Origin of the sequence: Nonomuraea sp. NPDC048901 (assembly GCF_040649695.1) — a bacterium.
Taxonomy (GTDB): Bacteria; Actinomycetota; Actinomycetes; order Streptosporangiales; family Streptosporangiaceae; genus Nonomuraea.
The window spans coordinates 170522-197473 of the sequence record NZ_JBEZFW010000011.1; the positions used below are offsets into that span (position 1 = coordinate 170522).

General features: G+C 70.2%; 21 protein-coding genes. 15 read left to right on the forward strand and 6 right to left on the reverse strand.

Annotation, left to right across the window (positions count from 1 at the left end; all coding sequences use genetic code 11):
• Positions 1-17: 17 nt before the first annotated feature.
• Entirely contained in the window at positions 18-458 is a 441-nt protein-coding gene (locus AB0C30_RS34500; RefSeq protein ID WP_357952321.1) for a GNAT family N-acetyltransferase, read from the forward strand.
• Between the two features lie 203 nt (positions 459-661).
• Here the strand turns inward: AB0C30_RS34500 and AB0C30_RS34505 are convergent, their stop codons facing one another.
• The 4 genes from AB0C30_RS34505 to AB0C30_RS34520 form a co-directional block, all read right to left on the reverse strand.
• Positions 662-1381 carry a hypothetical protein gene (locus AB0C30_RS34505; protein ID WP_357952322.1) on the reverse strand — a complete coding sequence of 240 codons (720 nt, stop codon included), beginning with the start codon at positions 1379-1381 and terminating at the stop codon, positions 662-664.
• Between the two features lie 169 nt (positions 1382-1550).
• The gene (locus AB0C30_RS34510) at positions 1551-4154 is read right to left on the reverse strand and encodes an AAA family ATPase (protein ID WP_357952323.1); all 2604 of its coding nucleotides are present in this window, start codon (positions 4152-4154) and stop codon (positions 1551-1553) included.
• A gap of 78 nt (positions 4155-4232) precedes the next feature.
• Entirely contained in the window at positions 4233-5663 is a 1431-nt protein-coding gene (locus tag AB0C30_RS34515; RefSeq protein WP_357952324.1) for a glycoside hydrolase family 28 protein, read from the reverse strand.
• 100 nt (positions 5664-5763) lie between these two features.
• Entirely contained in the window at positions 5764-6735 is a 972-nt protein-coding gene (locus tag AB0C30_RS34520; RefSeq protein ID WP_357952325.1) for a LysR family transcriptional regulator, read from the reverse strand.
• 212 nt (positions 6736-6947) lie between these two features.
• Between AB0C30_RS34520 and AB0C30_RS34525 the strand changes: the two genes are divergently transcribed.
• From AB0C30_RS34525 to AB0C30_RS34575, 11 genes are all read left to right on the forward strand, one after another.
• Positions 6948-7658 carry an SDR family oxidoreductase gene (locus AB0C30_RS34525; RefSeq protein WP_357952326.1) on the forward strand — a complete coding sequence of 237 codons (711 nt, stop codon included), beginning with the start codon at positions 6948-6950 and terminating at the stop codon, positions 7656-7658.
• Positions 7659-7810: 152 nt separating this feature from the next.
• Positions 7811-9058 carry a YbfB/YjiJ family MFS transporter gene (locus tag AB0C30_RS34530; protein WP_357952327.1) on the forward strand — a complete coding sequence of 416 codons (1248 nt, stop codon included), beginning with the start codon at positions 7811-7813 and terminating at the stop codon, positions 9056-9058.
• Between the two features lie 54 nt (positions 9059-9112).
• On the forward strand, positions 9113-9481 hold the full coding sequence (locus AB0C30_RS34535) for an SgcJ/EcaC family oxidoreductase (protein WP_357952328.1): 369 nt from the start codon (positions 9113-9115) through the stop codon (positions 9479-9481).
• 69 nt (positions 9482-9550) lie between these two features.
• Positions 9551-10786, forward strand: coding sequence for a CoA transferase (locus AB0C30_RS34540; RefSeq protein WP_357952329.1), 1236 nt, complete (start codon positions 9551-9553; stop codon positions 10784-10786).
• Positions 10783-11793: a LacI family DNA-binding transcriptional regulator gene (locus tag AB0C30_RS34545; RefSeq protein WP_357952330.1), complete on the forward strand. Its 1011-nt coding sequence runs from the start codon at positions 10783-10785 to the stop codon at positions 11791-11793. The genes AB0C30_RS34540 and AB0C30_RS34545 overlap by 4 nt, the downstream gene beginning before the upstream one ends.
• A gap of 105 nt (positions 11794-11898) precedes the next feature.
• Positions 11899-14280, forward strand: coding sequence for a glycoside hydrolase family 2 protein (locus AB0C30_RS34550; RefSeq protein ID WP_357952332.1), 2382 nt, complete (start codon positions 11899-11901; stop codon positions 14278-14280).
• On the forward strand, positions 14277-15968 hold the full coding sequence (locus tag AB0C30_RS34555) for an ABC transporter substrate-binding protein (protein ID WP_357952333.1): 1692 nt from the start codon (positions 14277-14279) through the stop codon (positions 15966-15968). The genes AB0C30_RS34550 and AB0C30_RS34555 overlap by 4 nt, the downstream gene beginning before the upstream one ends.
• 54 nt (positions 15969-16022) lie before the next feature.
• A complete protein-coding gene (locus tag AB0C30_RS34560; RefSeq protein WP_357952335.1) occupies positions 16023-17009 on the forward strand; it encodes an ABC transporter permease in 987 nt (328 codons plus the stop codon).
• A 4-nt stretch (positions 17010-17013) separates the two neighbouring features.
• Positions 17014-17883, forward strand: coding sequence for an ABC transporter permease (locus AB0C30_RS34565; protein ID WP_357952336.1), 870 nt, complete (start codon positions 17014-17016; stop codon positions 17881-17883).
• Complete coding sequence (locus AB0C30_RS34570) at positions 17880-18965, forward strand: ABC transporter ATP-binding protein (RefSeq protein ID WP_357952337.1); 1086 nt, start codon at positions 17880-17882, stop codon at positions 18963-18965. The genes AB0C30_RS34565 and AB0C30_RS34570 overlap by 4 nt, the downstream gene beginning before the upstream one ends.
• Positions 18962-19858 carry an oligopeptide/dipeptide ABC transporter ATP-binding protein gene (locus tag AB0C30_RS34575; RefSeq protein WP_357952338.1) on the forward strand — a complete coding sequence of 299 codons (897 nt, stop codon included), beginning with the start codon at positions 18962-18964 and terminating at the stop codon, positions 19856-19858. Before AB0C30_RS34570 ends, AB0C30_RS34575 begins: the two co-directional genes overlap by 4 nt.
• A gap of 69 nt (positions 19859-19927) precedes the next feature.
• Here AB0C30_RS34575 and AB0C30_RS34580 read toward each other — a convergent pair whose 3' ends face one another.
• Positions 19928-20845, reverse strand: coding sequence for an LLM class F420-dependent oxidoreductase (locus AB0C30_RS34580; RefSeq protein WP_357952339.1), 918 nt, complete (start codon positions 20843-20845; stop codon positions 19928-19930).
• A 240-nt stretch (positions 20846-21085) separates the two neighbouring features.
• Between AB0C30_RS34580 and AB0C30_RS34585 the strand changes: the two genes are divergently transcribed.
• The 3 genes from AB0C30_RS34585 (at position 21086) to AB0C30_RS34595 (ending at position 25449) form a co-directional block, all read left to right on the forward strand.
• The gene (locus tag AB0C30_RS34585) at positions 21086-23440 is read left to right on the forward strand and encodes a glycoside hydrolase family 6 protein (RefSeq protein ID WP_357952340.1); all 2355 of its coding nucleotides are present in this window, start codon (positions 21086-21088) and stop codon (positions 23438-23440) included.
• 316 nt (positions 23441-23756) lie between these two features.
• A complete protein-coding gene (locus AB0C30_RS34590) occupies positions 23757-24653 on the forward strand; it encodes an MEDS domain-containing protein (RefSeq protein ID WP_357952341.1) in 897 nt (298 codons plus the stop codon).
• The gene (locus AB0C30_RS34595) at positions 24643-25449 is read left to right on the forward strand and encodes an ATP-binding protein (protein WP_357952342.1); all 807 of its coding nucleotides are present in this window, start codon (positions 24643-24645) and stop codon (positions 25447-25449) included. Before AB0C30_RS34590 ends, AB0C30_RS34595 begins: the two co-directional genes overlap by 11 nt.
• Before the next feature lie 34 nt (positions 25450-25483).
• Here the strand turns inward: AB0C30_RS34595 and AB0C30_RS34600 are convergent, their stop codons facing one another.
• The gene (locus AB0C30_RS34600) at positions 25484-26890 is read right to left on the reverse strand and encodes a hypothetical protein (RefSeq protein ID WP_357952343.1); all 1407 of its coding nucleotides are present in this window, start codon (positions 26888-26890) and stop codon (positions 25484-25486) included.
• Between the last annotated feature and the right edge of the window lie 62 nt (positions 26891-26952).

A 26952-nucleotide genomic window follows, 5' to 3' on the forward strand; every position in this document is an offset into this window, starting at 1 on the left:
CCGTAAAGTGCCACATCATGGTGGATTGGGGTATTCGGCGGGCTTTGGCGGCGGACATCGAGGCGATGGTCGAGCTACGCGCCGTGGTGATGCGGGCGGATCTGGAGCGGCTCGGCCGGTACGACGAGCACCGGGTACGGCAGCGAATGCGGGACGCCTACGACCCGTCGCACACCTGGGTGATCGAGGTCGGCGGCGAGTTCGCCGGCTGCGTGGCGCTACGGGAGGCCGAGGACGCCCGCTGGCTGGAGCACTTCTTCCTGGCCCCGCACCTGCAGGGCTCCGGCATCGGTTCGGGCGTCCTGCGCGAGCTGCTGGATCAGTGTGACCGTGACGGTGTCCCTGTCCGGCTGAACGTGCTGCAGGGAAGCCCTGCCCGGCGGCTGTACGAGCGGCACGGGTTCACGCTGGAGACCGAGGATCCGGTGGACGTGTTCATGGTCCGCACGGCGTCTTGAGATCGCCCGCCCTGGATGACCGCAAAATCGTTGGACAACGCGTACACCCATGACCATCGTCGGCGGCATGCAACAGGAGGAGATCTGGGATGCTATGACACGCCGGGCACCGGCATGTGCGCGCCCGAGGTCTTGGGCCCGACCGTGGACCGCCTCGCCGAGCCCCATGTGTCCGTCTACCGCGTCCCGCCGGACCACTAGCTTCACCTGTCCTGGTAGGCCCGTGGCCAACTGGGCTGGTAGCAGCAGCGCATGCCCGTCTGTACGGTGGCGCGCAGTTCATCCCCGATAACCGGATCGGCCTCCGCGATGCGGTTCACCGTACGTCTGATGGCCTTGCCCACCGCGACCCTGGCGCGCTCGGCGCTGCCGGTGAAGTGGCGGGTCCGCTCGCCGAGGCCGGTGGCCGCGGCCAGCTCGTCGAGCAGCCAGTCGCGCTCGGCGCGTACCCCGGCGACCCGTTCCGCGTCGTTCATCGACTCGAGCTCGTCGATCTCGGCCTGCAGGTGCGACAGCCGCTGCATGTAGCGGCGTTTGGCCAGGTCGTCGAGCACCGGCTGGGCGCTTTCGCCGTCCCGGCCTGTCGACTGGCCGGGGAGGGTGGAGCCGGCGGCCAGTTCGAGGGCGGAGATCTCCTGGTACGGGTTGGCCAGCAGGAGCGCCAGGTGGTTCATCCCCACGCTGTGCTCGACGTACACGGTCCGGCCGGCCAGCTCGATCCGCCATTGCCGTCCCCAGCGCCGGCAGGACACGGCCGATCGGCCGGCATCTTCGATCGGCCGGGCCAGCAGGGTGCCCAGTTCCAGCAGGCACTGCTCGGCGCGCGAGTCCGTGGGCTGGAACAGGTCGATGATGCGCCGCAGCAGCTCCATGAGCAGGTCGGCGCGACCGTCGCTGGTGATCGGCCGCATGTCCATGTCCATGTCCATGACAATCGGCCGCATGTCCATGACAGACGGGCTGGTACACCGCGCCATGCCGTCCCCCTTATCGCCGTAATGAGTCCCCGTGCCGTGGTGAGTGGCTCGACCGTACGGGGACAGGGCGGCGGTGGGGATCGGTGGCCGATCCCTATATTGCGGCGGGCGATGCCTAACTTTCCGCCCTGGGTTCCCGCTCGGCCAGGCCGAGCCTGATGGCCTGGTCGGCGGCGGCGTTGCGGCTCGGGGCGCCCAGTTTGGCGAGGATGGACGAGACGTGGTGACCGACGGTCTTGGTGGAGATGAATAACTTCGCGGCGATCTCGGCATTGGTGCATCGGGCGCAGAGCAGGGCGAGCACTTCGTGTTCGCGCCGGGTCAGCCCGAACGGATGCCCTCGGGTCGCCGCACGCGGACCGGCAGGGAGTGACCGGGCGCCGAGTTCGCGGAGCTTGCGCCTGACGATGCGAGTGGCGGGGAAGGCGCCGAGACCGGTGAGGATCTTCAGGGCCTGACGGAGCTCCGGCTCCCGTGGGGCGTGTGCCAGGGCCAGCGCGGCGTCGTACGGGCACCCCAGCTCAGTCCAGGCATGCGCGGCCTTCGTCGCATCACCGCCGAGCTCCAGCCGGTACGGCTCGGCGTGCGCGCCATGCGCCCGCCGGCGAGAGCCGGTCCGCCGCAGCCAGACGGCGACCGCGCCGAGATCCCAGGCGTCGCAACCCTCGGCGGTGTCCGCGGCCAGTTCGGCCTCGCGGCGGGCGTGGTCCGGCTTCCCCTCCAGCCAGTACGCCTCGGCGCGGGTGAGCCGGACGGGCACGATCTGCTGCGGCTCGCGGGTACGGTCGGCGATCTCGGCCGCCTCGTCGAGATACGCCCAGACGCCGGGCTCGCCACGGCGGGCGTGGATCGCGCCGAGCTTGCGTACGATGCACAACCGGCTGCACGAGGAGAGCGGCGTGACGGCGAGGATCTCGGCGCAGAGCGTCACCGCCTCGTCCCAGCGTCCCGTCCGCTCCATCATGGCGGCCTGCTCGCTGCGCAGGTGCATCGCGTACGTGGTGAGATCCCGCTCATCGCAATAGGCGAGGCCCTCGACCAGCAGCGGCTCGGCTTCGGCGAACTGCCGCTCGCTCACGTACGTGGCGCAGAAGTTCGCGAACGCCCGGCCCGCCTGATCTTGGTGGCGCCCGGACAGACCGAGATCCAACGCCCGGCGCATGCCCCCCACCCAGTCCTCGCCCTTGGCCGCGGACGACGCCGCCATGGTGTTGAGCACATCGCTGAGCACGTCGGTGGCGCCCAGACGCTCGGCGATCGTCTGCGCCCGCCGTGCCAGGTCGATCGCCGCGTCGTGCTGGGCCTGCAGCATGCGCCGGTTGGCGAAGATGGCGTACGCCCAGGCCAGCTCGACGCTCGGCCCGAGCGGTTCCAGAACCGACACGGCGGCTTCGACGGCGGCGACCGCCTGATCCGCGCGGACAAGGTTCCACAGAGTGCGTGACAGCCGCCGCAGCGTGTCGCCCTCCCGCAGCCGATCGCCCGCCTCGCGCCACTGCGCCAGCGCGTGCTCGCAGGCATCGGCCGCGTCCTCCCACTGGTCGAGCAGCGCCGCCTCGTCGGCCAGCCCCTCGTACAGCCGGGCGATCGTCGAGGCGTCCGCCCCGTCCGCGAACCGCAGGGCCCGCCGGAACTGCGCCGCCGCCTCACGGTGCGAGGCCAGCCACGCCGCACGGCGGGCGGCGGCGGGCGCGTGCCGCAGAACCGCCTCGGCATCGCCGGCCGCCTCGGCGTGGAAGGCCATCCGGGCCTCGTCGTCGCACCCCAGGTCGGCCAGCGCGGTCAGTACGAGGCCGTGAATGGCCCGGCCGCGATGCGCCGAGACCGCCCCCGCCACCGCCAGCCGCGCGATCTCATGACGGAACCTCAGCCACGGGCCGTCCTCGATCACCAGCCCGCACCCGAGCAGCTCGTCCAGGGCGGACGGCGGGCAGCCGGTCACCGACGCCAGTAATCGCGACTCGACCCTGGTCCCGGTCAGCGCCGCCACGTCCAGCACCTGACGGGACCCGCCGTCCAGGCGCGTCGCGCGCGCCAGCACCGCGTCCCGCGCAGATGGGGGCACCTCTGTCACGCCGGCCTGTACGACCTCGGTCACGTAGAACGGGTTCCCGCCGGTCAGCCGGTGCAGCGCGGACGCCTCCCACCCGCTCCCACGGGCCAGCAGCCCCACCGCGTCGGCGGACAGCGGCGCCAGCGCGATCCGCCGCGTCGACCGCTGCGAAGCCAGATCGCCCAGGGCGACCCGGAACAGATCGTCCGCCGCCAGACCCTCGTCCCGGTAGGTGGCGATGACCAGCACCGGAGCGCTCCACAGCCGCCGGCTGAGGAACCGCAGCATGTCCAGGGTGGCCTCGTCGGCCCAGTGAACGTCCTCGACCGCGACCACGTTCAGCGTCCCGGGCTCACTGACCTCGTGCAGCAGCCCGCGGAACAACTCCTCCCGCCCGGCCCCCGCGCGACACAGCTCCAGCAGCGCGCCACGACGCTGATCCGCCACGTCGAAGAGCGGCCCGAGCGGGCGCGGAGTGAACAGCCCGTCGCACATCCCCCACGACCAACGGGCATCCGGCAGCTCTTCCTGGAAGCGCTCCACCAGCGCCGACTTCCCGACGCCCGCCTCACCCGAGACCAGAACCAGCCGCCCGGCACCCTGCCTGGCCTCGGCCGCGTACTCAGCCAGCGCCGCCAGCGACGGCTCCCGCTCCAGCAACCGCATCCCCGCAGTATCCGCTAAATCCACGGAAACCGTAAGACGAAGGATGGCCCGCCTCAGGGCGACGGGCGATGAGGGACATCAATGCTGTTCCACCCCGTTCACGAACACCTTGCGCAGGGTCAGGTCGTCGGTGAACGTGATCGTGTTCGCGCCGGTGATGTTCGTGAACGCGCACTTCTCCAGGCGCACTCCGGTCAGGTGGTCGGTTTCCAGGCCGACGAGGTTGAGTACGGCGTCGGCGCCGTCGAGCCTGGTCCGCTCCATCCGGATGTCGCGGACCGACACCGGCTCGGTGCCTCCTTCGTTGCTGTTGTAGGCCATGTTGACGAACATCACCTCGCGGTCCACGTTCTGGCCGGTGAAGCCGCGTACGTAGACGCCCTCGATGTAGGCGCCGCGCTTCTTGCTGGCCTTGATGTAGACGGGGTACTTCACCGGGTAGTTGCCGGGGAAGTCCGGCGAGTTGATCACGCACCGCTCGGCGAAGACATTGCGGACGCCGCCGGACATCTCGCTGCCGACCGTGATGCCGCCCCAGCGGCCGGAGAAGGCGCAGTCCTGGACGACGATGTTCTCGCTGGGCACGCCCACCCGGCGGCCGTCGGCGTCGCGTCCCGACTTGACCGCCACGCAGTCGTCGTTGGTGTTGAAGCGGCAGCCGTGGATGTGCACGTACGACGACGCCTCGGGGTCGCAGCCGTCGGTGTTGTACAGCGTGCTGACGACGGTGATGCCGCGCACGGTGACGTTCGTGGACAGGACCGGGTTCACGGTCCACATGGCCGGCTCGAGGATCGTGAGGTCGCTGACCAGGATGTTCTGACATTTCACGAACTGGACCATGGCGGGGCGCAGATAGTGACCCGCGCCGAACACGCGCTGCTCGACCGGCACGCCGTCGTCGCCCATCTTGCGCAGCGCCCGCTGGTCGGCGCCCTGCGGGCCGCTGTTGGCGTACCAGCTCTCCCAGGGGCCCTGTCTGGCTTGGCCGTCGAGTGTGCCCTTGCCGGTGACCGCGATGTTCCGCTGGCCGTGGGCGTAGATGAAGGGACTGTAGTTGTAGCACTCCGTGCCCTCCCACCGGGTGAAGACGACCGGCAGGTAGGCGTTCGGATCGGTGCTGAAGGCGATCACGCCGCCCTCGGACACGTGCAGCTCGACGTTGCTGAGCAGGTGGACGGCGCCGGTGAGGAAGCGTCCCGGTGGGACCACGACTCGGCCGCCGCCTCTGCGATGGCACTCGGCGATCGCCGCCTTGAACGCGGCCGTGCAGTCGGTCGTGCCGTCACCCACGGCGCCGAACGCGGTGACATCCCACCTTCGGTTGGGGAAGCGAGGGGGCCGGATCCTACGCAGGATGTCCGGCACTTGGTGCCAGGGATCCGCTGATCGGGCCTCGGCCTGCGCCGACGCGGTTCCGGGGACGAGTGTGGCGGCGGCTAGAGCGCCGCCGGCCTTCAATAGAGATCGTCTGGATGGCATGGTCACCACCGGGGGATGCGGAGACATCGGATCTCTGGAGCGTAAATGCGGCCCAGGCGGAATTCAATTCTTGACGAAGGAAATGATGAGGTTCGCTCGATCTCCTGCTGAGCTCTGTGGCGCGGCCCTAATCGTCGGTCGGCCCTGTGCCCCTCGCCCAGTGCGGGAATGCCGCGCCCGGTGCAGGCGGGCGGAACGGGTCGCCGACGGGCAGCCAGGCCGCATCGGCGTCCAGACCGAGCCTGCCGACGTCACGGGTCAGGGCTTCGACGGCGGCCCGTACGGCGCCGCGCTTCTCGCCGTGGCGGCACACCAGGGCCCAGGTCCAGTACGGCGACGGATCGATCACCGGTCGCCGGACGAGATCGGGCGGCAGGGGAGTGGTCTGACCCTTCGGTGAGTTGATGACGGGGCGGCGTAGCCGGCGTACGTGGTCGAAGAACGCCGCGTCGGTGATGCCACCATCGTCGATGTGCACGGTCTGGGATCCGGTGTCGCGGGCGAACTCTTTGGCATAGCGGTTCCAGGAGTCCCAGGTGACGGTGTCGGTGTCCAGCAACACCAGCGTGTCCCTGGCCCGGACCGCCGACGTTTCGGAGCCCGCGGAGATCGCGTGGAGCCGATCCGCGCCGATCAGCCGAGCCTCGAGATCGTAGACGGCCAGGTCATCGGTCTGAACCCAGCAGATGGCCAGATCGATGCTGCCGTCGGCCACCCGGCCGGCCTGGGTGTGTGACGGCATGACCCACGCGTCGACGTGCAGCTGCGCTATGCCGGACAGGCGGGCGGCCAGGTCGGGGGGTCGCCAGTTGACGTACCCGAGCCGGACCGGTTCAGGGGCGGACATACGGGCCGCGGACGCGCGCAACTCGTCGGCCTGTCCGAGCAGCGCCCGGGTCGGGGCCAGCAACGCCTCCCCGGCCTGAGTCAGCGCGACCGAGCGGCGGTCCCGGTCGAACAGCCGCACCCCCAGGTCCCGCTCCAGCGCCTTGATCTGCTGGGAGAGCGACGGGCCGGCGATGCGCAGCCGGGCCGCGGCGCGGCCGAAGTTCAGCTCCTCGGCCACAGCCACGAAATAGCGCAGCTGGCGTAGCTCCACCCGCCCATCGTAGAGCGGTAGGAGGCTGTGCCTACCAGCAGAGAGCAAGCCCGTCGTGGCGCGACGGCGACCGCTGGGTGCACGATGGAATGCATGGCCCCAGGGCAGGTCGGGACCCGGCCGCCCGCTGTCTGAGCCATTCCCCCCACGCCGGCACCGCCCAGGAGCGGTGCGGGTGCCACACGTCCACAGTCACTTACAAGGGGGAAGCAATGAGTACGCCAAAAGTCGCCGTGATCACCGGCGCGTCCCAGGGCATAGGCGCGGCGCTGGTGACCGCCTACCGCAAGCTCGGCTACGCGGTCGTCGCCAACTCCCGGTCGATCGCGGATTCCGACGACCCCATGGTGCGGGCCGTCGCCGGCGACATCGCCGCCCCGGCCGTCGGGGCGCACGTCATCGAGCAGGGGCTGAAGGCGTTCGGCCGCATCGACACGTTGGTCAACAACGCCGGTCTCTTCGTGTCCAAGCCATTCACGGACTACACCGACGAGGACTACGACCTGGTCACGGGAGTGAATCTGCGCGGGTTCTTCGAGATCTCCCAGCGGGCCATCGAGGCGATGCTCAGCCAGGGCGGCGGCGGACACGTGGTCAACATCACGACCAGCCTCGTCGATCACGCCAACAGCAAGGTGCCGTCCGCGCTGGCGTCGCTGACCAAGGGCGGCCTCAACGCGGTCACCAAATCACTGGCCACCGAGTACGCCACCCGGGGCATCCGGGTCAACGCGGTCGCGCCCGGCGTCATCCGCACCCCGATGCACCCGGTCGAGACCCACGAAGCCCTGGCCGAGCTGCACCCTGTGGGCCGGATGGGCGACATCAGCGACATCGTCGACGCGATCATCTATCTCGAGCACGCTCCGTTCGTCACCGGCGAGATTCTGCACGTCGACGGCGGCCAGAGCGCCGGTCACTGAGCTGGTCACTGGGCCGGGGGCGGGGCGAGGGCGGTCGGTAACCCCAGGCGCCGCCCGCCCCCAACCTGCCGAAAGAGCCGCCGCCCGCCTCACCTGCCATCAGCCTCACCCGCCATCAGCCTCACCTGCCGAAAGAGCCGAGAGAAAGGCGCATGTTGACAGCCGTACCGGAGCAGACGATCGAGGCGACCTCGCTGGAGCGGCCCTGGCGGGTCGTCGGGCAGGGCGCGGCGGCGCTGGCGGCGGGCATGGGCATCGGCCGCTTCGCCTACACCGCGATCCTGCCCCTGATGCTCGCGCATGCCGGGCTCTCGCCGCAGCTCGGCGCGAGCCTGGCCACCGCGAACTACATCGGCTACCTCCTCGGCGCGGTCGCCGCGATCATCGCCCCCGCGATGGCCGCCTCCCGGACGACGCTGCGCCTGTCGCTGGTGATCCTGATAGCCACGCTGGCCCTGATGCCGCTCACGCACGTCGGCGCGCTCTGGTGGCTGCTCCGGCTGGTCGCCGGGATCGCGAGCTCGCTGATCTTCGTCGTCGCGGTCAACGCCATGCTCACCGGGCTACGCGGCCACGCCCACCACCTCACCGGCTGGGCCTTTGGCGGCATCGGCGCCGGGATCGCCCTGTCCGGCGTCGTCGTGCTGATCCTCCGCACCGCTGGTACATGGCAGCAGGCGTGGTGGACCACGGCCGCACTGACCGCCGTCTTCACGGTCATTGCCTTGCCGCTGCACGCCAGTCCGACGTCGCCCCACGCGGCGCCGGTCCCGCCCCGGCGCGGTGACGCGGTCGGGCTGCGCTGGTTCGGCGCGTTGCTGGTCGGCTACACCCTCGAAGGGACTGGGTACATCATCGCCGGCACCTTCCTGGTCGCCGCGATCGACCAGACCGCGCCCGGCTGGGTCGGCAGCTCCGCCTGGATCCTCGTCGGGCTGGGCGCCCTGCCGTCGTCGGCCCTGTGGGCCTGGCTCAGCCGTACGTGGTCGCGGCCGACGCTCCTCCTCGTCGCGCTCGTCGTGCAGGCCGTCGGCATCGCGCTACCGGTCCTGGTCAGCGGGGTCGCGGTGGCCCTGGTCTCGGCGGTGTTGTTCGGCGCCACGTTCCTCGGCATCGCCTCCCTCACCCTGGCCGTCGGCGCCCACCTGCGGATCCCTCGGGCGGTCGCGATCCTCACCACCGGCTACAGCGTCGGGCAGATCCTCGGCCCCTTGGTCGTCACCCCGCTCCTGCACCAGGGCTACAACCAGGCGCTGCTCGTCGGCGCCGCCCTCGTCGCGCTGGCCGCGGTCGCGACCGCCGCGCTGCGTCACCGCTTCCCGCATCACCTCGGCCCACTGCCCCGACGGGTCGACACCGCCCAACCGACGCACATCACGATCCATCCATCCGACCGCTGATATCCGATCACTGATATCCGATCACTGATATCCGACCGCTGACAGGAGAGCGCCATGACCAGTACCGCCGAGGCCGAGATCCTCCACACCGTCCTGGACCGATGGAAGAGCGCCGTCGACGCGCACGACCCCAAGCGCGTGGCGTCGTACTTCACCGACGACGCCATCTTCCAAGGTCTGCACCCGTACGGCATCGGTCCCGAGAGCGTCGCCGAGTACTACGACTCACAGCCGATCGGCATGACCGCCGCGTACGACATCCTGGAGACCCGGCGGATGGCCGACGACCTCGTCCTCGGCTACCTGCACGTCGACTTCACCTTCACCGACCGGCCGGTCGTGACGGTCAACCTGTGCGTGCTGGCGCGGCGGGCCGGCGACGACTGGCTCATCGACCACTATCAGGTCTCACGGCTGCCCTGATCCCCTGAAGCGCGGAAAGGGCGGCTATCGTCTCACTGCTGATGTCGTCGTGCTGAAGGGGGCGGCCCGGTGACGGACACCCGGCGCTCGCAGCCGTTGCGCGGCCTGCGGATCGTCGAGATCTCCAGCTATGTGGCGACCCCGCTGAGCGGGATGACGCTGGCCCAGCTGGGCGCCGACGTGATCCGGGTCGAGCCGATCGGCGGCGCGGTCGACCGTACGCGCTGGCCGCTGGCCGAGAGCGGGACGAGCCTGTACTGGTCGGGACTGAACAAGGGCAAACGCGCCATCGAGGTGGACCTGTCCGCCGAGGAGGGCCGCGCGCTCGTCGGCGAGCTGATCGTCAGCGGCGGACCGCGTGGCGGGATCGTGATCAGCAACTCCGAGCGCTACCCGGAGCTGTCCTTCGAGGCGCTGCGCGCGCGCCGCCCCGACGTGATCCACGTGCTGCTCACCGGCCGCCGGGACGGCGGGGCCGCGGTGGACTACACGGTGCAGGCGGCGACCGGGTTCCCCCTGCTGACCGGCCCGGAGGACGTGGCGGAGCCGGTGAACAGCCTGGTGCCCGCCTGGGACGTGACCGCGGGGCTCTATCTGGCGGTCGGGCTGCTGGCCGCGGAGCGGCACCGCCTGCTGACGGGGGAGGGTCAGCAGGTACGGGTCGCGCTGGAGGACGTTGCCCTGGCCACCGCCGGGAACCTCGGCTACCTCGCCGAGGCGCAGCTGAGCGGCACCCCGAGGGAACGCGGCGGCAACTACGTCTACGGCACCTTCGGCCGCGACTTCATCACGGCCGACGGCGGGCGGCTGATGGTCGTGGCGCTGACCGCCCGGCACTGGAGCGGGCTGCTGGCCGCGACCGGCCTGACCGACGTGGTCAGCGCGCTGGCCACCGCGCTCGGGGTGGACTTCGCCGACGAGCCGGCCCGCTACCGGCATCGCAAGGTGCTCGGCGAGCTGCTCGCGGGCTGGTTCGAGAGCCGTACGCTCGCCGAGGCCGAGTCGGCGCTGCGTGCCGCCCGGGTGCTGTGGTCGAGATATCGCAGCTTCACCGAGCTGGCCGCGCTGCTGGGGGAGAACCCGCTGATGGGAGCGGTCGAGCAGCCAGGAGTCGGCGGGCATTGGGCGCCCGGCTCGCCCGTGGTGATGGACGGGGAGCAGTCGCCGCCCGCGGCGGCGCCGCAGGTGGGCCAGCACACCGTCGAGGTCCTGCGGGCCGAGCTCGGACTGTCGGCCCAGGACGTCGCGACGCTGCGCAAGCATGGTGTCCTGGATGAACCGGTAAACCCAGGGACAGCCGAATGAAGCGACCCACGATCGACGACATCGCCCGCCGGGCCGGCGTCTCGAAGGGCGCGGTGTCGTTCGCGTTGAACGGCCGTCCCGGTGTCTCCAGCGAGACCCGCCGCCGTATCCAGGCCATCGCCGCCGAGCTGGGCTGGCAGCCGAACAGCCTGGCGCGGGCCCTGTTCGACGGGCGGCCCGACGTGCTGGGCCTCGTCGTGGACCGGCCGGCGCGCACGCTCGGGCTGGAGCCGTTCTTCATGCAGTTGATCTCCGGCATCGAGGCCACGCTGTCGGCGGAGTCCGTGGGGCTGCTGCTGCAGATGACCGAGGACCCCGAAACCGAGATCGCGATTTATCGGAAATGGTGGGCGCAGCATCGGGTCGCCGGAGTGTTCGTCGTCGACCTGCGGGCCGAGGACTCCAGGGTCGCCGTGCTGGAGGAGCTGAAGCTGCCCGCCGTGGTCATCGGCGGACCGGAGGGGACCGGGCGGCTGCCCGCTGTCTGGAGCGACGACGCCGGCGCGATCGGCGTCGTGATGGCGCACCTGGCCGGGCTGGGGCACCGCAGGATCGCCAGGGTCGCGGGGCAGGAGGAGCTCAGGCACACCCGCGTGAGAACCGCCGCGATGCGGGAGGCGGCGGCCAGGCTGGGCGTTACGGCCGTCACCGTGTACGCCGACTACAGCGGCGAGAGTGGCGAGCGGGCCACCCTCGACCTGCTGCGCGGCCCCGACCGGCCGACCGCCATCGTGTACGACAACGACGTGATGGCCGTGGCCGGCACCGCCGCCGCTCGCGAGGCGGGTTTCTCGGTGCCTGCCGATCTGTCCGTCGTGGCCTGGGACGACTCCGCTCTGTGTCTGCTGACCCGGCCGCATCTGACAGCGGTGAGCAGGGACATCGCCGCGTTCGGCGCCAAAGCCGCCCGGTCGCTGCTCAGCTTGGTTCAGGGCCGGGAGGTGGCCGACTCGCAGCAGGCCGAGCCGCGCCTGGTGAGCAGGGGGAGCACGGCCCCCCTGTCCTGAATCGGTTCAGTAATCGAGTGGAAATGTCCGCGACCAGACATTGAAACTAAACGGGTTTAGTGATGGCATGACGGCTAATCTCCGCTGCTCAACTCCGGAGGGTTGATGACCCCGCTCCGCCCCTTGACCGATTCCTGGACCGTCCGCTCGGCGAGCGGCGACGTGCGTGCTCCGGCCACCGTGCCCGGTTGCGTGCACACCGACCTGCTCGCCGCCGGTCTGATCCCGGATCCCTACCTCGACGACAATGAGACCCGCCTGGCCTGGGTGGGGCGTACGGAGTGGCGTTACGAGACGGAGTTCTCGTGGGACGGCACCGAGCACGAGCGCACCGATCTGGTCTGCGAAGGGCTCGACACCGTGGCCGAGATCGAGCTCAACGGCGTGCGCGTGGGCGAGACCGCGAACATGCATCGCTCCTACCGGTTCGACGTCCGCCCCGCGCTGCGCATCGGGAGCAACCGGCTGGCGGTGACCTTCCGGCCGGCGGGGGAGTACGCCGAGCGGCTGAAGGAAGAGCTCGGCGACCGGCCGGGCGCCTACACCGAGCCCTACAACTTCATCAGGAAGATGGCCTGCAACTTCGGCTGGGACTGGGGCCCGGCCCTGGTCACGGCGGGCATCTGGCGGTCGATCGGGCTGCACGAGTGGAGCGGTGCCCGGCTGGCCGCCGTGCGGCCGGTGGTGACCGTCACCGACGGCGTCGCCCGGGTCGCCGTGCATGTCGAGGTCGAACGGGCCGTACAGGAGGAACTGCAGATCACCGCCACAGTCTGCGGCAGGTCTGTTGTGGGAGCGCTCCCATCGGACACGGCGGTACTTGAGGTCGACATTCCCCAGCCCGAGCTCTGGTGGCCACGCGGGTACGGCGAGCAGCCGCTGCACGAGCTGACCGTGACACTCGGCGACGACCTCGACAGCTGGCAGGGGAAGATCGGCTTCCGGACGGTCGAGCTGGACACGGCCGACGGCGCCTTCACGATCGTGGTCAATGGCCGCCCGATCTTCGCCAAGGGCGTCAACTGGATCCCCGACGACTGCTTCCCGGTCAGGATCGACCGCGCCCGTTACGCCGAGCGTCTCGCGCAGGCGTGTGAGGCAGGCGTCAACCTGATGCGCGTCTGGGGCGGCGGGCTGTACGAGAGCGACGACTTCTACGACCTGTGCGACGAGCTGGGCCTGCTGGTCTGGCAGGACTTCCCGTTCGCCTGCGCCGCCTATCCGGAGGAGGAGCCGCTGCGCTCGGAGGTCGAGGCCGAGGCCCGCCAGAACGTCACCCGCCTCATGCCGCACCCGAGCCTGGCCCTGTGGTGCGGCAACAACGAGAACATCTGGGGCTTTTTCGACTGGCACTGGCGCGAGCGGCTGGCCGGACGTACCTGGGGCGAGGGCTACTACCTCGACCTGCTGCCCGGCATCGTGGCCGAGCTCGATCCGGGCCGGGCGTACTGGCCGGGCAGCCCGTACTCGGGGTCGATGGACGTCCATCCCAATGACCCCGACCACCACAACATCCACATCTGGGACGTCTGGAACGAACGCGACTACACGGCCTACCGCGAATACCGGCCCCGGTTCGTCTCGGAGTTCGGCTTCCAGGGGCCCGCGACGTACGCGACCATCAAGCGGGCCATCGGCGACGACCCGCTCACGCCCGACTCGCCCGGCATGCGCCTCCACCAGAAGGCGATCGACGGTGACCTCAAGCTGGCCGCCGGGCTCAAGCCGCACTTCGCGCCGCCCACCGGCTTCGCCGACTGGCACTACCTGACGCAGGTCAACCAGGCCAGGGCGATCCAGCTCGGCGTCGAGCACTTCAGGTCCCTGTGGCCGCACTGCGCGGGCGCGATCGTGTGGCAGCTCAACGACTGCTGGCCCGTCACCTCGTGGTCCGCGATCGACGGTGACGGGCGCAGGAAGCCGCTGTTCCACGCGCTGCGCCGGGCGTACGCCGACCGGCTGCTGACCGTGCAGCCGCGCGACGGCGGCCTGGCGCTCGTGGCGGTCAATGACACCGACGAGCCGTGGGCGAGCGGCGCGGTGGCCGCGCGGCTCGGCGTGGACGGCAGGGAACTGCGGACCGAGAGCTTCGACCTCGAAGTGCCGCCACGTGGCGTGGTGACGGTGCCCCTTGGCGTGGGTGAGCCGGCCGACCCGGCCAGAGAGCTGATCGCGGTGCGCGCGGGGGAGCGCAGGGCGCTGTGGTTCTTCCTGCCGGACAAGGACCTCGACCTGCCCGAGGGGCGGTGCACGGTGACGGTCGAGGGGCGTGACGTGATCGTCAGCGCGCACACGCTGGTACGGGATCTGGCGATCTTCCCTGACCAGGTACACCCCGACGCCGAGGTGGACGACCAGCTCATCACCCTCCTGCCCGGCGAAAGCCATCGCTTCACGATAAATCGGGAAATCGGGGCTGATGTGCCCATGAGGTGGGTGAACGACCGCTCCGCCCTCCTACCCAACCCCCCTGGGAGAAATGCATGAGAAGAACCTCGATGATCGTGGCAGCGGCCACGCTTGCCCTCCTCACCGCCTGCTCGGGCGGCGGGGTGCCACTGACCGCCGGCAGCGCCGCTCCCTCCTCAGGCCCGGCCTCGGCCTCCGGAGGCGCCGCCAAAGACACCATCGTGAACGTCATCGCCGGCACCGGCCAGTTCAACGAGAACCTCAACCCCCTGGTCCAGGGCGCGCCCAACCTCATGGGCACCTGGGGGCTGATCTACGAGACGCTCATGTTCTTCAACCAGTCGAAGTCGGGTGACGTCCAGCCCCTGCTGGCCACCAAGTACGAGTTCGGCGACGAGGGCAAGTCGATCACCTTCACCCTCCGCGACGGCGTGAAGTGGAGCGACGGCAAGCCGTTCACCGCCGAGGACGTGGCGTTCAACTTCCTCTACCGCCGCGACAAGAAGGACCTGAACGCGGGCGGCAGCAACGTCAAGGACGCCCAGGTCCTCAGCCCCACCTCAGTGAAGATCAGCTTCACCGAGAAGATGTACACCAAATTGTGGGACGTGGCCGGTCACCAGTACATGGTGCCCAAGCACATCTGGGAGAAGATCGACAAGCCCACCAAAGAGACGAACACCAAGCCGGTCGGCACCGGGCCGTTCATGATGGGCGAGTTCACGCCGCAGAGCTACACGATGGTCAAGAACCCGAACCACTGGGACACCGGCAAGCCCAAGATCGCCGGAATGCGGTTCTGGTCGTACAACAACAACGACGCCTCCCTCCAGGCGATGGTCACCGGGCAGCTCGACTGGGGCGGCATGTTCATGGCCGACCCCGACAAGCAGTTCGTGGCCAAGGACCCCGAGCACAACGCCTACAAGAACGAGTCCCAGTTGTACGTCACCAACCTGGTGCCGAACCTGACCAAGGCCCCCATGAACGACCTGGCCGTGCGGCAGGCCATCAACCTCGGGCTCGACCGCGACAAGATCATCGAATTGGCGTTCGCCGGGCTCGGCAAGCCGGCCAGCCCGGCGGGCATAGTGCTGCCGCTCTTCCAGGACTACCTCTCGCCCAAGTACGCCACCGCGAAGCTGGAGTTCAACCAGGACAAGGCCCGCCAGACCCTGGAGGCGGCCGGATACGCCAAGGACGGCGACGGCTTCTACGCCAAGGGCGGCAAGCGCCTGTCGGTGACCTGCCATCTGGTGAGCGGCTGGACCGACTACGTCTCGGCCGCCCAGGTCATCAAGCAGCAGCTCAAGGAGGTCGGCATCGAGTTCAAATCGAAGGAGGTCTCCTTCAACGCCTTCGTCGACATGCAGCAGAAGGGCGACTTCGAGCTGATGATGTGGAACGCCTATGGCGGCCCGCACCCGTACTACATGTACGACAACATCCTCAACAGCAAGAGCATCCCTCCGGCCAACCAGAACATGGCCCGCTACAAGAACCCGGCCGTGGACGCCGCGCTGAAGGTCATCGCCGACACCCCGCCGGAGCAGACGGACACGATCAAGCAGGCGATCTACGCCATCCAGGACGCCGTCGTGGCCGACCTGCCCTACATCCCGCTGCAGCAGTCCAGCGCCCTGGCCGAGTTCCGGACCACCAACGTCACCGGGTGGCCCAGCGAGCAGAACCCGTACGCGCTCGGCCTGCCCTTCTCCCACCCCGACAACGGCATCGTGGCCAAGAACCTCCAGCCGGTGCAGTAGCAACGACGAGGACGCGACCGGGGCCGCGCGCCCCGGTCGCCCGGGGAGAATCACATGGCATACCTTTGGCGCAAGCTCGGCTTCTACGCGGTGGCGCTGTGGGCCGCGCTCACGATCAACTTCCTCATCCCGCGCCTGATCAGGGGCAACCCGGTCGACATCATCCTGTCGCGCTTCCAGAGCAGGCAGCCCCCGCCGCCGGAGTTCCGCAAGACCCTGGAGGTCATGTTCGGGGTGAGCGACGACCCGCTCTGGGTCCAGTACTTCGCCTACCTCCGCCAGCTGGCCGCCGGGAACCTCGGCACCTCCGTCACCTACTACCCCGCCCCGGTGGGCACCGTGATCGGCCAGGCGATGCCGTGGACGCTCGGGCTGGTGTCGATAGCGCTGCTGATCACGGTCGGGCTCGGCGTCGGCCTGGGCATGGTGGCCGGGTGGCGGCGGGGGAGCTGGCTGGACGGGCTGATCCCGACCACGACGTTCCTGGCCGCGATTCCGTACTTCTGGCTGGCCCTGCTGCTGCTGTTCTTCCTCGGGGCCGGGCTCGGCTGGTTCCCGCTGAACGGCGCCTACGACTACGCCCACGTACGCATGGGCTTCACCGGCGACTTCATCGGCAGCGTGCTCTATCACGGCGCGTTGCCCGCGCTCACGCTGGTGATCTCCGGCATCGCGGGCTGGCTGCTCGGCATGCGCAACATGATGGTCTCGACCATGGCCGAGGACTACGTGGTCATGGCGCAGGCCAAGGGGTTACGGCCGCGCCGGGTGATGGTCGCGTACGCGGCCCGCAACGCCGTCCTGCCCAGCGTGACCGGGTTCGCGATCACGCTCGGCTTCTTCGTCGGCGGCCAGGTCGCCACCGAGGTCGTCTTCTCCTACCCGGGCGTGGGGTTCGCGCTGCTGCAGGCCGTCGGCAGCGCCGACTACCCGCTCATGCAGGGCCTCTTCCTGATCATCTCGGTGGCCGTGCTGGCCGCCAACCTCCTGGTCGACCTGCTGTACGGGCTGATCGACCCCCGAGTGCGGAAGGCGGGCTGAGGCAGTGACCGCTGTTGTGACCCTGGCCGCTCCCCGGGACCGAGTGCTCGGCCTGCCCAGATCGGGCAAGCTCGTCGCCGGACTGGTGATCGTCGGCTTCTTCGCCCTGCTCGCCATCGCCGGTCCCATCCTGGCCGGAGACCCCGAGGCCCTGGTGGCCGGGCGGCTCGAACCGCCGTCGGCGGAGCACTGGCTCGGCTCGACCGACACCGGGCAGAGTGTGCTGGCCCAGCTGATGCACGCCACGCGCGGGTCGATGCTGATCGGCGTGATCGCCGGGGTGCTGGGCACGGTGGGCTCGCTGCTCATCGGCGTCGTCGGCGGCTATTTCGGCGGCTGGGTGGACGAGGCGTTCTCCCTGCTCAGCAACGTCGCCCTGGTCATCCCCACGCTGCCGCTGCTGATCCTGGTCGCCGACTACGTCGAGGACAGCGGCCCGTTCACCTACGCCCTGATCATCTCGATGATCAGCTGGGCGGGCCCCGCGCGGGTCATCCGCTCCCAGGTCATGTCGCTGCGCAACCGCGACTACGTGGACGCGGCCAGGGTGAGCGGCGAGCCCGGCTGGCGGATCATGGTCTTCCAGATCCTGCCGAACCTCGTCCCCGTCATCGCCTCCGGCTTCGTCTGGGCGATCATCGGCGCCATCCTCACCGAGTCGGGACTGTCCGCGCTCGGCCTGGGCGGCGGCGCGGTCACCTCCTGGGGCGGGATGCTCTACTTCGCCCAGAACGGCTCCGCGCTCTCCATGGGCGCCTGGTGGTGGTTCGTCCCGCCGGGGGTGTTCATCGCCGCGCTCGGCACCGGGCTCTCGCTGATCAACTTCAGCATCGACGAGCTGATGAACCCGCGACTGCGAAAGGCGGCCGCATGAACGACACCGTCCCGTCGGTACGCGACATGAACGACCGCGACATGAACGACACCGTCCTGTCCGTACGTGACCTGAGCGTGGCTTATGGGCAGACCCGCGCGGTCCGCGGCGTGAGCTTCGAGCTGGGCCGCGGCCAGGTGCTCGGCATCGCGGGCGAGAGCGGCTGCGGCAAGTCGACCCTGGCGTACGCGATCAACCGGCTGCTGCAGCCACCCGGCCGGACCACCTCCGGCGAGGTCGTCTTCCACCCCAAGGACGGCGACCCCATCGACGTGCTGGCCCTGGAGGGCGAGGAGCTGCGGCGCTTCCGGTGGCGGCGGGTGGCCATGGTCTTCCAAAGCGCCATGAACGCGCTCAATCCCGTGCTCAGCGTCCGGCGCCAGCTCCACGACGTGTTCACCACCCACGAGCCGTCGATGTCCAGGCGCGAGCGGGAAGAGCGCTCCCGTGAGCTCCTGGAACTGGTCGGCATCGATCCGGGACGCATCGGCGCCTACCCGCATGAACTGTCGGGCGGCATGCGCCAGCGGGTGCTGATCGCGATGGCGATGGCGCTCAACCCCGACGTGGTCGTCCTGGACGAGCCCACGACGGCGCTGGACGTGGTGGTGCAGCGCGACATCCTGGAGGAGATCGACCGGCTGCGGGAGATGTTCGGCTTCGCCGTCGTCTTCATCACCCACGATCTGTCGCTGCTGCTGGAGATCAGCGATCATCTCGCGATCATGTACGGCGGCCGCATCGTCGAGTACGGCACCAGCAAGGACACCCTCATCCAGCCCCGCCACCCGTACACGGTCGGCCTGCTCAACTCCTTCCCCAGCCTGCGCGGCGAACGCCAGGCGCTGCACGGCATCCCCGGCAGCCCGCCTGACCTGTCGAAGGAGCTGGCGGGCTGCTCGTTCGCGCCCCGCTGCCCGTACGCGTTCGAGGGCTGCCACACCCACGAGCCCGAGCTGGACTCGATCCAGGACTCCCTGGTGGCCTGCCTCCAGTACGACCGCAGGCTGCACCCCGCCCGCCCCGACCGGCGCCTGCGGGAACGCCGCTTCGACCACGCCGACCATGAGGTGATCTCATGACCTCGATGACGGTCAGCCACCTGAGCAAGACCTTCAGGCTGTCCAGGAAGGAGCACCTCCGGGCGGTCGACGACGTCTCCTTCGAGCTGCGCTCCGGCGAGACCACCGCGCTGGTGGGGGAGAGCGGCAGCGGTAAGTCCACGATCGCCCGCATGCTGGCCAGGCTCGCCAAGCCCACCTCGGGCGAGATCCGGTTGGAGACCTCGAACTACCGCAAAGACGTACAGATGGTCTTCCAGGACCCGTTCGCCTCGCTCAACCCGGCCCACACGATCGGCTACCACCTCCGCCGGCCCCTGGAGATCCACAAGACGCCGGGTACGGCCGAGGAACTGCTGGAGCGGGTCAACCTGCCCGCCGCCTACGCCCGCAGGTATCCGCACGAGCTGTCCGGCGGCCAGCGGCAGCGGGTGGCCATCGCCCGCGCGCTGGCACCGCGCCCCAAGGTACTGCTGGCCGACGAGCCGGTCTCGATGCTGGACGTGTCGATCAGGCTGGAGATCCTCAACCTGATCGACCGGCTCAAGCGGGAGGAGGAGCTGGCCGTCCTCTATGTCACGCACGACCTGGCAACCGCGCGCTACTTCGCCCGCGACATCATGGTCATGTACCGGGGGCAGATCGTCGAGCGCGGCCCGGCCGACGACGTCATCCTCGCGCCGCGGCACCCGTACACCCGGCTGCTGGCCGAGGCCGCCCCCGACCCCTGGGCGGCGCACGAGGACGGGCGGCCCGCCCGGCAGGAGCGCAGGAGCGGCCCGCCCGTCGCCGATGGGTGCCTGTTCCGCAACCGCTGCCCGTACGCCGCCGACGCGTGCGCCGGCCAGATCCCCACCTACGGCGAGGAGCACCGCGTCCGATGCGTCCTGGGGGAGGGGGAGCCCGCGGCGTGAGGCGTCCTGGGCGGCGGCGAGCCCGCGGCGCGAGGCGTCAGCTCGAGACCACGTCGCTTTGGGCAGGTATCAGCTTGAGACCACGTCGCTCTGGGCCAGGATGCGCAGGTGTTCCAGCAGTTCGCCGCTGGTCTCGGCGAGCGGCTGGATGCAGACGTGGTCCGCGCCGGCGTCGAGGTGGGCCCGTACCCGCTCGATGATCGTCTCCGGGTCGCCCCAGGCCACGATGGCGTCGACCAGGGCGTCGCTGCCGCCGTCGGCGAAGTCCTTGTCGTCCCAGCCCAGCTCGCGCAGGTTGTTGGCGTAGTTGGGCAGCGCGAGGTAGTGCTTCGTGAAACCGCGGGCGGTCCGCCGGGCCCGCTCCGGGTCGGTGTCGAGCAGGACCGTCTGCTCCGGCGCCAGCACCGGATCGGGGCCGAGGACCGCGCGGGCGCGCGCGGTGTGCTCAGGGGTGACGAAATAGGGGTGCGCGCCCTGGGCGCGCTTCGCGGCCAGATCCAGCATCTTGGGTCGTAGCGCGGCCAGCAGCCGCGGCGCCGGCTCCGGCAGGGGGCCGCCGTACTCCGACGCGTCCATGGCATCGAGGTACGCGCGCATCGCGGACACCGGCTTGCTGTAGTCGTGGCCTCGCGCCGACACCAAGGGCGCGTGGCTCACGCCGAGGCCGAGCACGAACCGGCCGTCGTACGCCTCCGCGAGGGCGTTGGCCCCGGTCGCAATGGCGGTGGCGTCCCGGGCCCAGATGTTGGCGATGCCGGTGGCGATCATAATCTGCCGCGTCCCGCTCAACAGGATCGCCGAATGGACCAGCGCCTCCTTGGCCTTCGGCCCCTCACCCACCCACAGGGTCCCGTAGCCCAGGCTCTCGATCTCGGCAGCCGCGTCGCGCTCGAATGAGGCCGATTCGCCGCCCAGTGTGCTGTTCCAGACCCCTACTCGGCCCATGCGCCGCTTCAGCGCCGCGACATCAATCGTCGTATCGGGCATCACAACTCCCCGCCTCGTCGTCAGAGTGGATCTCACGATACGTAACGGATCATCGGGGCAGGTTAATGCCCGATTCACGGGTTGCCGTATTTCGGCGGTCCGCGGCGTGCCTGAACCCGGGTGCCGTGGGAGCCGTACCTTCTGACGACTGTCTGGAGCGGAAAGCCCTGTTGCCTGCAGGCGTCAGCAGGACCTGGCGCCTTTCTGGACAGGACCTGGCGTCTTCTAGATGGGCAGGCGATGGCACACGGCACCAAGCGCGGCGACACGGTGGACGGGACGATCGGCGGTGATCCCCGGCTGGTCGGCGGCCATCGCATCATCCGCCGGCTCGGCGCGGGCGGGATGGGCGTGGTCTACCTCGCCGAGGGCGGGGCGCGGACACTGGTGGCGATCAAGGTCATTCACCGGCACCTCGCCGGCGACCCGGAGTTCCGCCGGCGCTTCCGCCGCGAGGTCGCCACCGCGCAGCGGGTCGCCCGCTTCTCCACGGCTCCCGTGCTCGAGGCCGATCTGGACGGCGACCTGGCCTATGTGGTGACCGAGTACGTGCCGGGGCCGACGCTGTACAGCGCGGTGAAGGAGTGGGGCCCGATGGTGGGCTCGGAGCTCGAAGGGCTCGCCATGAGCATGGCGGTCGCGCTGGGGGCGATCCACGCGGCGGGCGTCGTTCACCGGGACCTCAAACCGTCCAACGTGCTGCTGTCCCCTGCGGGCCCGAAGGTCATCGACTTCGGCCTCGCCTTCGCGGCCGACTCCACCACCCTCTCCGTCACCAGGATGGGCACGCCGGCGTACATGTCTCCGGAGCAAGTACGGGGGCTGCCGCTCGCCATGGCCTCCGACGTCTTCGCCTGGGGCGGGGTCGTGGTCTTCGCGGCCTGCGGGCAGCCGCCGTTCGGCTACGGGGCGGGGCACGAGGTGCTCTACCGGGTGGTTCACGACGATCCCGTACTGCCCAAGCTGGAGGGGGTTCTCGGGGAACTGGTGCCGAGGGCGCTGAGCAAGGACCCGGCGGCGCGGCCCACGGCGGCGGAGCTCGTGGACGCGTTCGCCGAAGGCCCGACGAGACGCCTCCCGCCCACCGCCGTCCCGCCCACCGCCGTCCCGGCTCCGACCCCGGCCGACACGCTCGCGACCGAGCCCCGCCTCGGCGCCGCACGACCACCTGCGCCCGTGCGTGAGGCCCCGATCGGCGCGCCCGACCCCGAGCCTCCGAGCACGCCATCCGGAGCAGAGGCCGAGCCGCCGGACGGCGATTCTAGGAGCCACCCGACCACCCCTGAGCCAGGCGGCGGCGTAGGTGCCAGGGCGGGCAAGGACCAGCGACGACGCCGCAGGGCCACATCGCGACGGCGGGTGTCGAGACGACGGTGGGTGTGGGGCGCCGCCGCCCTCGCCCTGGTGACGGCGGGAGCCGTCTTCACCTCCCTGGCGATCACCCCCCGAGACCCGTTGCCTCCCGGTCTGTCCGCGCGGCCCGCCGGAAACCCCGCCGTGGCGCAGGACGCGGGCACGCGGTGGCGGAAACTCCCCGGCCAGAACCCCCTGCGCGACGCCGGCGTCCGCTTCTACGTGCAGCCGGACACCGACGCGGCCCGACAGGCGCGGACCTGGTCGGCACAGGGCAGAACAGCCGACGCCGCGCTGATGCGGGCCCTGTCGGAGGTCCCCCAGGCCATCTGGCTCAGCGGCGGCTCGCCCGCCGACATCTCCCGTACGGTCCGCGAAACGGTCACCCAGGCGGACCGGCAGGGGACGGTGCCGGTGTTCGTCACCAACAACATCCCGGGACGTGACTGCTGGAACGGCGGCGCCCCGAACACCGGCACCTACCGCACCTGGATCGACGCCGTGGCCGAGGGCATCGGAAACCGGCCCGCCGTCGTCGCCCTGGAGCCCAGCGCCCTGGCCCGGCTGCCCGGCAGCACGGAGTGCCCGCAGGGCGGGGAGACCGCCGCCGTCCAGCGGTACGCCGACCTCTCCTACGCCGTGGAGACCCTCACCGGCCTGGCCGACACCGCCGTCTACCTCGACGGCGGGCTGGCGGGGTGGCCGGCGTTCACGCAGATCGCCGACCGGCTGGTCAACGCGGGGGCGGTCCGCGCCGACGGCTTCTACGTCAACGCGGTCGGTTACCGCCCGACCGCCCGCTCGCTCGCGTACGCCGCGCAGCTGTCCAGATGTGTCTACCTGAGGGCGGCGTCGCGGACGGCCTCGTGCGCCGACGCGGCCCTGGCCGCCGTGCCAGACGACAGGCCCGGCCTGCCGCACTTCGTCATCGACACGAGCCGGAACGGTAGGGGCGAGTGGCAACCGCCGGCCGGCCGGTTCCCGGTGCCGGACGAATGGTGCAACCCTCCGGGCAGGGGCGCGGGAGCCCGGCCGACCGCCGACACCGGCACCCCACTGGCCGACGCGTCGCTGTGGCTGAACAGCCCGGGATTCTCCAACGGCCAGTGCACGCGGGGCACCTCGGGACCCGCGGATCCGGCGTACGGCATCGTCACCCCGGCCGCCGGCCAGTGGTGGCCCGACCAGGCCCTTGAGCGGGCACGGAACGCGGTCCCGCCGCTGCCGGCCGGTGCCCCATAGTGGCGGCCACCCTGCCGTACCCGCTGCGAGCGGCCGCTCGGCTGCCCCCACAGCGGGCGGCCGCTCGACCGTCCCCACAGCGGGTGGCCGCTCTGCCGCCCCCACAACAGGGAGTCATAGACTCGCTGCCGGACGGCGGCCTGAGCCGAGAACCAGCACGTCAGAGTGGTACGGGTGGCACCTGAATCCGCGATCCACGGATTACGAGGGCGCTCATCGGGCAGATGGGGCGGGGAAGAGTTACGGGCGGCACCCCGAATGCCTTACGGTCTGCTGGTCACTACTCTAAGTTTCGCAACGGTGCGTGCTCCGGGAGGTGGCCGCGATCGGGAAGGTGGCATGGGTGACGGTCGGTGCTGAAACGCAGATCACGGATCTGACCATCAACGATCATGCCTGCCTGACGTTCGGGGAGCATGAGGAGTTGCTCGACCTCACCACCGCCTTCGTACGGGACGGACTGGCCGAGGGGCAGCGCGTCGTCTGGCTGGCAGAGGAGCCGGAGCGCAGCCTGGCGGAGCTGGGCCGGCGGGGAGTGGTCGCGCGGGAGGCAACGACGGCTGGGCGAATGATGGTCATGACCTGCAAAGACGGGCTGCTGGACGGGCAGGCGTTCACCGCGGAGCACGCCACGCGGTGGCTGCGCGATCAGATGGTACGCACGGCGCGCGAGGGTTACCCCGGACTGCGTGTGGCGCTCGACATGAGCTGGGCCTTAACGCCGGTGAGCGGCATCGAGCAGTTGCCGGCCTTCGAGGAGGAGATCGCGGCGACGCTGGCGCGCGGCGGCGCGGCGGTCCTGTGCCAGTATGACCGTGAACGCTTCGACCCGATCACCCTCGCCTCGGTCTCGGGCTATCACACCCATACGGTCGCCGCGGCCACCTATCATCACGACGCGCTGCTGCGTATCTGCCGCCAGTACGCCCCGCCGGGCATACGGCTGGCCGGGCAGCTCGACCGGTCGGCCGAAGACGCGCTCAGGCTGGCCTTGAGCGAAACGATCCGGGTCGATGACGACATCACGGTTAATATGGCCGAGCTCTCCTTCATCGACCTGTCCAGCGCTCGTATGATCATTGACGCCGTCCGCAGCCTGCCCACGCCTCGCAAAGCGACACTGCGCTGCAGCCCTGCCATCCACCCGCGATTCGCCCTGCTCGGCGCTTCCGCGGTGCCCGGACTCAGCTTGGTGGCCACTCATGACGGGTAACCGGCCACCTGACCGTCGGGCGTCGCCCTCCGGCGAGGTGGAGGGCCGGCGTCGTCTGGAGAGTCAGCGAGATGGGGAGGGGCCGGTCGAGTCGGCCGTACTCCTGGACCAGCCCTTCGACCGCGATTCGCTCTATGCGCTGCGGGCGACATTGGAGGCGCACGCGAGCCAGGCGGGGCTGCCCGAGGGCCGAACCTCGGACGTGGTCCTCATCGGGCACGAGCTGGCCAGCAATGTCATCCTGCACGGCTCCGGGAGCGGATGGGTACGCTTGGAGGTCGCGGACGGCATGCTGCGCTGTGAGGTCGTCGACAGCGGCGCCGCTCACCCGGAGCAGGGGACTCCTGGATGGCCGTACCAGTTCGGGCACGGGCTGTGGATGGCCCGCTTCCTCAGCGACTTCCACACCGTGAGGCATGGCCCCGGCGGCACCGTCGTCACCGTGGGTTTCGCGCTGCCCAGTCCGCTCCGCCCGGCCTTCAAGCTGACCCGCCAATCCCAGAACGGCCGCACCACACTGAGCCTGGTGGGCGACCTCGACCAGCGGACGGCTCCGGACGTCATCGCCACCGTCGAGGACCTGATCTCGACGACCAAGCCCCTCCGGCTGGTCCTGGACCTGAGCGGCATGACGTTCTGGGATTCCACCGGCATCACCGCCCTCGTCACCTCACAGGAGCACGTCGCCGCCGCTCCGGGCGCGACCATGGCCCTGGCCGGGCTCTCGACGGAGCACCAGGGACGCCTTGACTCCCTCGGATTCGTCTCCTTCACCTACGACGACACCAGCCACTAGAGCGGCGCCCGCAACGGGTTCTGGGGCATCTTTGTCACCATGCCTGGACGAAGGGGTCCTGCTCGCCGGGCACCACCTGGGTGTGACCGGTTTCGAGGTCGAGGCGCAGCAGTTGCGAGCGGGCGCCGCCGCACGGAGGCAGTCCGGCCAGCGGCGACCGGTCCATCTCCGCTGCCTCCCGGTCGACGCCGACCAGCACGTTGTGGCCGGTCGGGTCGAGCGCCAGCGATTGGATGTGGCCGCAGTCCAAGTCCAGGACCTTCCTGACCAACCGCGTCCCCTCATGCAGGACGAGCGTGCGAGTCGGCCAGCCGAGCGCGCGCAGTTGCCGCCCGCCTGGCAGGGGAAGGAGCGGACGGGTGTACTCGTGCTCGGCCGGCGCGGCGACCTCCCCGATCGCGCCCGTGCCCACGTCGATCGTGGCCACGGCGCCGGCCGGGACGCTGTGGCCGGGGAGCACGAGGATCCGGGCGTCCAGCCACTGGAGGCCATAGCCGCTGACCGGCCATTCGCGTTCCAGGGTGCCCGCGAAGCTGGCTTTGTCGGTCATCCGCCCGTAGGCGATGCGGCCCTCGGCGGAGACGGCCAGACCGTTGACCATGCCTTCGAGAGTGGGGGTGAGCCGCTCGCCGACCGTGATCCGGCTGTCGTCGCCCATGGACAGCCGGTAGAGGCGAGAGTAGCGGCCGGACGGGCTGGTGAGCGCCGCCACGTAGTGGCCGGGTTCGGTGTCGCGGACGATGAGATCGTACTGACCGTAGGTGGGCGTCGCCTGGGGCAGCAGGCTCACCGGCTCACCGGACTCCAGATCGAGCACGTACGGCCGGCCCACGCCGGCCAGCGCGTACCGCGGAGTGCCGTCGGCGTTGACCGGCAGCCCGATCAGCACGGCGGGCAGGAACGCGGCCAGTACGACGGCCGCCACCGCCAGCCCGGCGGCGCGCAACTCGGTCAGACGCGGCCGAATGCCCGCGATCCCGGCCAGCAGCACCATGGCGGCGGGGGAGAGCAGCCAGGCCAGGATCAGGCGCGCCGCCACGAAGGACGACGGCGGCACCTGCGCGTGCAGGCACTCCTGCCAGGCGAAGGGCAGGTCGGGAGACAACCGGTCTTCGGCCTCGTCCAGCGCGGCGGGGAGCAGAGCGACCACCAGTCCCAGCGTGACGGGGAGCAAGGAACTGCCCCGGCTCGCGTCGGGACCGCGCCGTGGCCGCGACCGGATTGCCCAGCACGCGGTCAGCGCCAGCAGTACGGGCTGGAGCCAGACGACCCAGTCACCGAGGACACCGGCCACCTGGGCCGCCGGAACGGGCTGGGGCCAGTCCATCGGCCCGGCACTGCCGCAGGTGACCATCACCGTTTCAGTGAGCAGCGGCACGACCAGCAGTTTCCACAGCGACAGCGCCACCGCTGCCGACCAGAAGAACTTCAATACGCGCATCGGGGGCTTTCCGCGCTCTGAGTAGGGGCCGGAGTAGCCTAACGGCCTTTCTTGTCATGTTG

Coding starts and splice junctions, on each gene's coding strand:
- AB0C30_RS34525 (WP_357952326.1), top strand. CDS start 6,948: ATGAGTACGCCAAAAGTCGCCGTGATCACCGGCGCGTCCCAGGGCATA.
- AB0C30_RS34585 (WP_357952340.1), top strand. CDS start 21,086: ATGGCACACGGCACCAAGCGCGGCGACACGGTGGACGGGACGATCGGC.
- AB0C30_RS34515 (WP_357952324.1), bottom strand. CDS start 5,663: ATGTCTCCGCATCCCCCGGTGGTGACCATGCCATCCAGACGATCTCTA.
- AB0C30_RS34600 (WP_357952343.1), bottom strand. CDS start 26,890: ATGCGCGTATTGAAGTTCTTCTGGTCGGCAGCGGTGGCGCTGTCGCTG.
- AB0C30_RS34545 (WP_357952330.1), top strand. CDS start 10,783: ATGAAGCGACCCACGATCGACGACATCGCCCGCCGGGCCGGCGTCTCG.
- AB0C30_RS34555 (WP_357952333.1), top strand. CDS start 14,277: ATGAGAAGAACCTCGATGATCGTGGCAGCGGCCACGCTTGCCCTCCTC.
- AB0C30_RS34550 (WP_357952332.1), top strand. CDS start 11,899: ATGACCCCGCTCCGCCCCTTGACCGATTCCTGGACCGTCCGCTCGGCG.
- AB0C30_RS34560 (WP_357952335.1), top strand. CDS start 16,023: ATGGCATACCTTTGGCGCAAGCTCGGCTTCTACGCGGTGGCGCTGTGG.
- AB0C30_RS34575 (WP_357952338.1), top strand. CDS start 18,962: ATGACCTCGATGACGGTCAGCCACCTGAGCAAGACCTTCAGGCTGTCC.
- AB0C30_RS34580 (WP_357952339.1), bottom strand. CDS start 20,845: ATGCCCGATACGACGATTGATGTCGCGGCGCTGAAGCGGCGCATGGGC.
- AB0C30_RS34505 (WP_357952322.1), bottom strand. CDS start 1,381: ATGGACATGGACATGCGGCCGATCACCAGCGACGGTCGCGCCGACCTG.
- AB0C30_RS34530 (WP_357952327.1), top strand. CDS start 7,811: ATGTTGACAGCCGTACCGGAGCAGACGATCGAGGCGACCTCGCTGGAG.
- AB0C30_RS34570 (WP_357952337.1), top strand. CDS start 17,880: ATGAACGACACCGTCCCGTCGGTACGCGACATGAACGACCGCGACATG.
- AB0C30_RS34500 (WP_357952321.1), top strand. CDS start 18: ATGGTGGATTGGGGTATTCGGCGGGCTTTGGCGGCGGACATCGAGGCG.
- AB0C30_RS34595 (WP_357952342.1), top strand. CDS start 24,643: ATGACGGGTAACCGGCCACCTGACCGTCGGGCGTCGCCCTCCGGCGAG.
- AB0C30_RS34510 (WP_357952323.1), bottom strand. CDS start 4,154: ATGCGGTTGCTGGAGCGGGAGCCGTCGCTGGCGGCGCTGGCTGAGTAC.
- AB0C30_RS34535 (WP_357952328.1), top strand. CDS start 9,113: ATGACCAGTACCGCCGAGGCCGAGATCCTCCACACCGTCCTGGACCGA.